At 44.9% G+C, this 7,493-nt stretch carries 7 protein-coding genes; 2 read left to right on the top strand and 5 right to left on the bottom strand.

All coding sequences use genetic code 11. The features are described from left to right. Positions 1–134 precede the first annotated feature (134 nt). The gene (locus H6F77_RS06370; protein WP_190486463.1) at positions 135–2,423 is read right to left on the bottom strand and encodes an ATP-binding protein; all 2,289 of its coding nucleotides are present in this window, start codon (positions 2,421–2,423) and stop codon (positions 135–137) included. 435 nt (positions 2,424–2,858) lie between these two features. Here H6F77_RS06370 and H6F77_RS28265 point away from each other — a divergent pair, with 435 nt between their 5' ends. Beyond that, entirely contained in the window at positions 2,859–2,984 is a 126-nt protein-coding gene (locus H6F77_RS28265; RefSeq protein ID WP_255515697.1) for a hypothetical protein, read from the top strand. Positions 2,985–3,061: 77 nt separating this feature from the next. Here the strand turns inward: H6F77_RS28265 and H6F77_RS06365 are convergent, their stop codons facing one another. From H6F77_RS06365 to H6F77_RS06355, 3 genes are all read right to left on the bottom strand, one after another. Then, positions 3,062–4,465, bottom strand: a complete 1,404-nt coding sequence (locus tag H6F77_RS06365) for a sugar porter family MFS transporter (protein WP_190486461.1) — start codon at positions 4,463–4,465, stop codon at positions 3,062–3,064. A gap of 757 nt (positions 4,466–5,222) precedes the next feature. Further along, complete coding sequence (locus H6F77_RS06360; RefSeq protein ID WP_190486465.1) at positions 5,223–5,747, bottom strand: hypothetical protein; 525 nt, start codon at positions 5,745–5,747, stop codon at positions 5,223–5,225. A 74-nt stretch (positions 5,748–5,821) separates the two neighbouring features. Next, positions 5,822–5,977: a hypothetical protein gene (locus H6F77_RS06355; protein ID WP_242021951.1), complete on the bottom strand. Its 156-nt coding sequence runs from the start codon at positions 5,975–5,977 to the stop codon at positions 5,822–5,824. A 369-nt stretch (positions 5,978–6,346) separates the two neighbouring features. Here H6F77_RS06355 and ypfJ point away from each other — a divergent pair, with 369 nt between their 5' ends. Next, on the top strand, positions 6,347–7,210 hold the full coding sequence (ypfJ, locus tag H6F77_RS06350) for a KPN_02809 family neutral zinc metallopeptidase (RefSeq protein ID WP_190486458.1): 864 nt from the start codon (positions 6,347–6,349) through the stop codon (positions 7,208–7,210). Between the two features lie 122 nt (positions 7,211–7,332). Here ypfJ and H6F77_RS06345 read toward each other — a convergent pair whose 3' ends face one another. After that, positions 7,333–7,452: a hypothetical protein gene (locus H6F77_RS06345; RefSeq protein ID WP_242021952.1), complete on the bottom strand. Its 120-nt coding sequence runs from the start codon at positions 7,450–7,452 to the stop codon at positions 7,333–7,335. Positions 7,453–7,493 lie beyond the last annotated feature (41 nt).

Genomic DNA, 7,493 nt, shown 5'->3' with positions numbered 1-7,493 from the left:
CAAGGATTTCCCATTCTTCATCGGTGAGGTCACTGGAATACGGCATCGGAGCAGGGTGAGACGGCTTTGAGTACCTTAATTTAGGCTCCGTAAGATGTCAAATGGGTTCTATACTCTTTCGCGCTTCCCAAGGGCTACGCCAACGCGCCGTTCAGGGGTTTTATAGTTTGGCGAATGGGTATCTCAATTGCAAACTCTGCTCCTTGTCCGGGTGCGGAATAACAATCTAATTTCCCGCCATGTTTTTCAGTTACAATTTGATAACTGATGGAGAGTCCTAAACCAGTCCCTTTGCCAATTGGCTTGGTGGTGAAGAAGGGATCAAAAAGTTTGGTTCGCACATCCTCTGCCATTCCTTGACCGTTATCCGTTATGCGAACAATTACCCAATTAGAATGACTTAGTTCTGTGGAAATTTGAATGGTACTTGGATTACTTACAATCTCTTGAAAGGTACGTTTTTTATCGGATTCATGCAACGCATCGATTGCATTCGACAGCACGTTCATGAAGACTTGGTTGAGTTGCCCCGGATAGCATTCTACCAACGGTATTTCGCTATAGTCTTTCATGACTTGAATACCTGGATGATCAGAAGTTGGTTTCAAGCGGTTAAATAAGATTAGTAATGTGCTATCTAATCCTTCATGAATATCTACTTCTTTGAATTCTGCTTCATCTAGACGGGAAAAGTTGCGGAGAGATTTAACAATTTCCCGAATGCGCTCGGCTCCTAGTCGCATTGAGGCTAACAACTTGGGAAAATCTTGCCTGAGAAAGTCCAGGTCTATCTCCTCAATCTCATCTTCAATGTTTGCAGTGGAATTGGGATATTCCTGCTGGTAAAGGTTCACCAGATTCAGTAAGTTTTGGGCATATTCTTCTGTATGTATCAAGTTGCCATGAATAAAGTTAACCGGATTATTAATTTCATGGGCTACTCCCGCAACTAATTGTCCCAAACTGGACATTTTTTCGGTCTGAATCAGTTGTATCTGGGTATGTCGCAAATCAGTAAGGGTTTGTGAGAGTTCTGCCGTCCTTGCTTCAACTCGATTTTCTAATTCGGCGTTAGTCTGTTCCAGTTCGTTAAAGGAATCTTGTAACTGAGAAGCCATGTGGTTAAAGGACTGCGCCACCGCATCTAGCTCTTTGATGTTGGTAGTTTCCACCGTTTGGTCTAACTGTCCAGTGGCGATCGCTTCGGATGCTTGGCTCAACTTTAAGATCGGACGAGTAATCCAGCGTGAGGTGTAGATTCCTAAAATCGTTGCTACTGCCAATGCTCCCAGACACAGGAGGATAGTTGTGCGAGTGTTGGCATTAATTTGGGAATTGAAATCAGATTCCGGCACGGTGACAACCACCAGCCAGTCTAACCCAAAGCGATCGCGCCAGGGAGTTACCTGAATAAACTGACGCTGCCCGTTGAATTTCACCTCAATTTCTTGAGTATTTTGCAGGGTTTTGAAATTATTGAATTGTTCTTTTAATTTTTCTGCCACGGCGCGAATCAACGGATCTGAGCTTTCTAGCGCACTAAACCGACTTGTTTTGCCATCGACTTTGTGTACCACTGGTTTAGTGCTGGAACTGCCAATCAGCAAGCCATCGCGTTCCATGATAAAGACTTGTCCGGAAGGGCTAACTTTCAGGTTGCGAAGAAATTCACTCACATTTGTTAGCAGCAAATCTACCATCAGAAGACCCAGCAGATTACCCTTCTGGTCATAAACTGGATACCTAGCGGGGACTGCGACATAGTAATTGATCCCAACATTGGAAACAGTGTTTTGGCTTTCCAGTGCCTTGCCTGCTTCAGCGATTTCTACAGTGCTTGTCTCAAATGTAGAGATCCCAGACCAGCCTGGTCTACGTGTTCTCAGCACTTGTTTATTCCAAAGGTTCGCTAACGGATCGTTTTGATAGCTTTGCACAAGACTGACACGATTTCCCTGCTTGTCAGCGAGATAGTCTGATGCCAGACCGCCTCTGCGGGGATTTTCATAGACGAGGAGATCGACTCCATTTACCCAACGTCCCGCGCCTGATTCTCTGCCATCTGGTAAGGCGCAGCCAATGTAGCTAAGATTTTTAAAAGCTCTGGCTTGACTCCAGAAATACTGCTCGCTAGCTTTGGGGTCATTCAGATTCAATCGTCCAGAAGCGATCGCATCTGCATTGATTTGGTTCAACTGCTGTGGCAGTGCCAGATAAGTATCCAAGTGTTCGTCAACCTGTTGACTGGCTTTGTCAATTAGTTGATTGGCTAGGTCATTAACTGCTTTCTGCCCGTTTATAAATGAGAGATAGCCAACTAATCCTACCGCGGCAAATATTTGTAATAAAAAGGGAACTATAAGAATCAGACGCAGGGGGAACTGTTGAGTAGCCTTAGCAGCATAACCAGGTCTGACATTCATTCGCGTTACTCAGAGAACACAACACTATATATACTCTCAGAGTTCCCAAATCGGTTAATTTTCTAACAGTTTTTGCAGAGATTCTTACAAATTTAGGCTGAAAGGATTCATGGCTTGCGGATTAACAAATAGCAATTCAGCGATTTATCGCGGGGTTACAGGCAATTTTAGATAATGATGTTTTTGCTTTTCTACCACCACTTTTTTTAATTATCCTCACTTTAGCTTTTTCAATTTTTGCTCGTTGATTTTTAGGGAATAATTGAGCTGCCTCTATTAATTATTGTAGCTGCTCATATTTTTAAGCGATGAATTGTTTACTTTATTACGGATTTTGTTTGATATATGATAGTACATTACTAATTTTTCAGTAATAAATATTTTGTCACATCTTAGTTTTAAGCAACTTTAGCTGAGATTGATTTTATTTCAGAGATGTCTAGTCAAAATAACGGCCAATGGTTGGATTTTTCATGCCCTCTGAATCTTCAGGAGGCTGTAGCTGCAATGGCTATAGCTGATGTAGAGGGTGAGATCGATGGCAGTCCCCAAATAGCGTGAAGGCTCAAGCGGGTGGATTCATCCTCCGCTTGAGCCTGCCGCTAGAATCCTTTGTGCTTTAGCCAAAGGAGAGTCAACTACACCATATCCTCAAGTTCTTTGCCCTTAGTTTCTTTAATCAGCAGCAAGACAAAGAACAGAGAAATTGCAGCAGCAATTGTGTACAGACCATACGCAAAACCTAAACCCACATCCTTGAGTGGTGGAAAGGTAGTAGACACTCCAAAGTTAGCAACCCACTGGGCAGCAGCCGCTACCGATAGCGCCGCACCGCGAATCCTATTGTTAAACATTTCTCCCAACATTACCCACACGACTGGCCCCCATGAGAAGCCGAAGCAGAAGACGTAGAGGTTAGCTGCCAGCAGGGCAATTATGCCGGAATTTCCAGTTAGGGCTGGGTTGCCTGCTGCATCTAGAGGCGCACTGCCAAAGACGCTCGCCAAAGTTCCCAGCGTGAGAGTCATGCCAATAGAACCGAGAATGAGTAGAGGCTTGCGTCCAAATTTGTCTACGAACGCGATCGCTACTAGCGTTGTCACGATATTGGTGACGCTGGTAATTACCGTAATCCACAGAGAGTTTTGTTCTGAGAAACCCACCGCCTGCCACAACACGCTGCTGTAGTAGAAAATCACGTTAATGCCAACCAACTGTTGCAGGACAGATAACCCAAGTCCCACCCAGACTATTTGCAGAAGACCATGCCTACCGAATAAATCTGACAGTTCAGGTTTGCGATCCCGGATGACGGTCTGCCGGATCTCCGCAATTTTAGCCTGAACATCTCCACCTACAACCTTTGCTAAAACGGACGCAGCTTCCGCTTCCCGACCTTGGGCAACCAAGTAGCGGGGTGATTCTGGAATCATCAGCGCTCCAACTCCGTAGGCGATCGCAGGCGGTATCTCAGTCCAGAACATCCAACGCCAAGCAGGTACTCCAAACCAGAAGTTGGCTTCGGCAGAACCAGCACCCACAGCGATGAAGTAGTCGCACAGCAGGGCAACGAAAATACCAGTAACGATCGCAAGTTGTTGCAGAGAGCCAAGCCTCCCGCGCAAGTGGGCGGGCGAGACTTCGGCAATATAAGCAGGGGCAATAACGCTAGCAGCACCAACCGCCAATCCGCCCACCAATCGCCAAAACATGAAATCCCAAATGTTAAAGGCAATACCGGAACCAACGGCGCTGATGAAGAACAGGCCAGCCGCTACAACCATTGTTTTTACGCGCCCGTAGCGATCGGCGAGCTGTCCGGCAAAGAAGGCCCCCACCGCCGAACCCAGTAGTGCGGAGGAAACTGCCAATCCTACTAACACACTATTGGCTTGATAGGCTTTTCCTAAAGCCGCTACCGCACCATTAATGACGGCAGTATCAAAACCAAACAAAAAGCCGCCGATGGCAGCTACAACTGCCAGCATCAGAACATAGGATGTGCTGGCTTTATGAATAACAGGTTGGTTGTGAATAGTCATTTGTTAATTTCCTAGTCAAACTTGAATGCTTTGCTCAATTGATTTTGTTTGGCTCAACTAACTAAGCGAACCTCGACACAAAAAGCCCGCCAAGGGATAGCAAGCTACCAATAGCGGTTGCTCCTCATCCCGGCGATCGCTCCTGTACTAAAGCAATTTCTAATTTTGCGAACTAAGCCGACAACTCCGAGCGTTGTCTGCTGCTTCAGCTTTTGTGTCTAGCTCGTGTTTAATGTGAAAAGAGAATTGGTATAAACCGAGTTATGAGAATTATTTAAATTTATTTCTCACCCTAAGAATATTGTTCGATCCCGCCCTGTTACTAGCATCAACCTTTAGGACTAGAGCGGTTAAAGCGTAAGAAACTGTAAATTTTAGTGACGAAACTTAACATTACGATTGTGTAAACGGAATATCCAAAAAATCAGGATTATTAGGGTGTAAATTTTATTTTAAATAAAATATGCCCAGGGGTGTTTATCTACAAACTAACCTTTGTGTAAAAATACTTTCTTTGCTGTCCATTGAAATAAAACAGTTTGGAAATGGTTATAGATAAAATATTAGTTTAAATTTAACAAAATGCTGGTAGAGTAGCACATTAAAAAAATCATATTTTTGTGAAAGCCGAGATGATACTCAAGGAATCTTTTATAAGAGTTTAAGCACAGTAATAAATGCTCGCTGCAAAAGCTTTAAGCTCAACACCAGGGACTTCCTTGTGTCGTTGCAACGCACTTGCAGGCACTGTTGGAATTTATGAACTTTCTGCTTGGAGCATAGAAAGGCGTTTGACAGCGTTAGAACGAACTGTTTGTGCTGGATCTTGAGATAATGCCATGAGAAGTTCTTCTCGCATCGCAGCGCGCGCAATGCGGTTTCGTATATGACGCGGTACCGATGTCGGATCGAGTAACGGTAGTATCTCTTCGACTGTTACTTGGGGGTGTGAGGCGATCGCTTCAATTAGCAACATGGCATAGAAATTGCGCGGCTCAAACAGCGAAAGATGATTTCGCACCATACAAGCAGCAGGGAGAAGAAACTCACAACTAGAGGCTGGATTCTTGATGAGTGCAAGCGCAATACGAACACTATAGTCTGTAACTAATGCCGAGGGAAATAAAGCTTTCAGTGTACTAACAGGAGTGTGTGGATTCTCGGCAACAGCTTCACGGACAAAAATGTGCTGCGATGATGCAAGAAGACCTAAATCTTCTGGTGATGTGGAATCAGACCTTGCAGCATCGACAGCAACTTTCGGATCGTTGATGTGTTTCATGTGCAATGTTGAGCCTACTTGCTAACTGTCATAGGCTAACACATTCACATTTGCACCACTATATACCATCCTTTTTAGTCACCTTCATTATCAGCCGACTGCATTGCTTGCATTAATGTCTCACCTGTACCAAAAGCTTTATAAGGAATTGGCAAATAATAGATTTTGTAAGGTTGTAAAGGAGAAATATGCTCGTTAGTATCCAACTCTTCCGCTAGGATACGGAGCAACTTAAGTCTATCGGGTGCAGGCAGTTGTCACACGCTCGGAACTAACTGTGCTAGGTTCATTTCTGGCTCCTTATTACTCTAGCTACGCTAACCTGAACAGGCTTGACGCTTATTTTATGCGCCCTGGAGCAAGACAGGCATGAGGCAATAGCGCGATCGCATTTACAAATCGAATTGGAAAAAACCAAGCGATCGCAAAGTATAGCCTTCCCTAAGTAAGAGCGTCTATAAATCAGCGCCGTCCCTCTGGCAGAGGATCTATATGAAGCGATCGCTAATAATTTGAGTGAATTGTCCAAAGTCTAAGTTAAGTGAAATAAAAACTTGGTAACTTCTGCCAAGTTAAGTAGTTTGGGGGGGGTTTAGGTTATGCGCTGGGAATTAGGTCGTAGAAGTAGCAACGTTGAAGATAGACGCGGAAGTGGTGTATCTGGCCCTGTTGTAGGCGGTGGTATTGGGGCAGTTTTTCTGGCGGTGATTGTTGCTCTCTTGGGGGGAGACCCAAGCGTAGTTTTCCAGCAAGGACAACAACAAGCGCCGAGCGATCGCTCCTACCCAGAGTCTACTCGAACGCAAACTTCTGGAGCGAGCGATCGCATGGCTGAGTTTGTTTCAGTTGTTCTGGCAGATACCGAAGATACTTGGAATAGTCTGTTTCGGCAAATGGGAGCAAATTATGTAGAGCCTAAATTAGTTATCTACTCAAATGCCGTCGAGTCTGCATGTGGTTATGCCCGATCCGCAGTTGGCCCCTTCTATTGCCCCCGCGATCAAAAAGTCTACATTGACTTAAGCTTTTATAGAGATTTGAAGTATAAGTACAACGCACCGGGAGACTTTGCCCAAGCATATGTAATTGCTCACGAAGTTGGCCATCACGTCCAGAACTTAATGGGAATTTCTGGTAAAGTTCAGACATTGCAGCGTCAAGTCGATGCAAGAGAGGCGAACCAACTTTCAGTCCGGCTAGAGTTACAGGCAGACTGTTTCGCTGGTGTGTGGGCAAACCATGCTAATCGTTCGCGGCAAGTTCTTGAAGCAGGCGACGTTGAAGAGGCGCTGAATGCTGCTAGCAGTATTGGCGACGATCGCTTGCAAAGTCAAGCCAAAGGGTATGTTGTCCCGGATTCTTTTACGCACGGTAGTTCAGCACAGCGAGCCAGGTGGTTCAAGCAGGGTATTCAGACGGGAGATCCCGCACAATGCAACACCTTTGCAGCAGCAAATCTTTAGAAAGATTGACCAAAGTGCTTTATAGATGAGAACTTACGCATTGAGAGCAAAATTACCTTGAAAATGCCTGAAAATGCGTAAGTTCTAGATAAACTTTGGGAAATTGAGTCTTCCAATTCTCTCTATGCTACAAGCGCCTCCATCGGCTGAAAACTTTCTTTTAGTAACAGGGCGATCGCATCAGCAGGGATAGGACGACTGAAGTAGAAACCCTGACCTTCTTCACACCCCCGCTTTTGCAAATAGTCAAGCTGTTCTTTGGTTTCTATGCCCTCCGCCGTAA

Origin of the sequence: Microcoleus sp. FACHB-831 (assembly GCF_014695585.1) — a bacterium.
Classification (GTDB): Bacteria; Cyanobacteriota; Cyanobacteriia; order Cyanobacteriales; family FACHB-T130; genus FACHB-831.
The sequence above is the reverse complement of the archived record's forward strand: the minus strand, read 5'-3'. Positions and strand labels throughout refer to the sequence as shown.

Excerpts from the sequence above, each read along its gene's own strand:
- H6F77_RS06370 (WP_190486463.1), bottom strand. The coding sequence starts at position 2,423 with ATGAATGTCAGACCTGGTTATGCTGCTAAGGCTACTCAACAGTTCCCC.
- H6F77_RS28265 (WP_255515697.1), top strand. The coding sequence starts at position 2,859 with ATGTCTAGTCAAAATAACGGCCAATGGTTGGATTTTTCATGCCCTCTG.
- H6F77_RS06365 (WP_190486461.1), bottom strand. The coding sequence starts at position 4,465 with ATGACTATTCACAACCAACCTGTTATTCATAAAGCCAGCACATCCTAT.
- H6F77_RS06360 (WP_190486465.1), bottom strand. The coding sequence starts at position 5,747 with ATGAAACACATCAACGATCCGAAAGTTGCTGTCGATGCTGCAAGGTCT.
- ypfJ (WP_190486458.1), top strand. The coding sequence starts at position 6,347 with ATGCGCTGGGAATTAGGTCGTAGAAGTAGCAACGTTGAAGATAGACGC.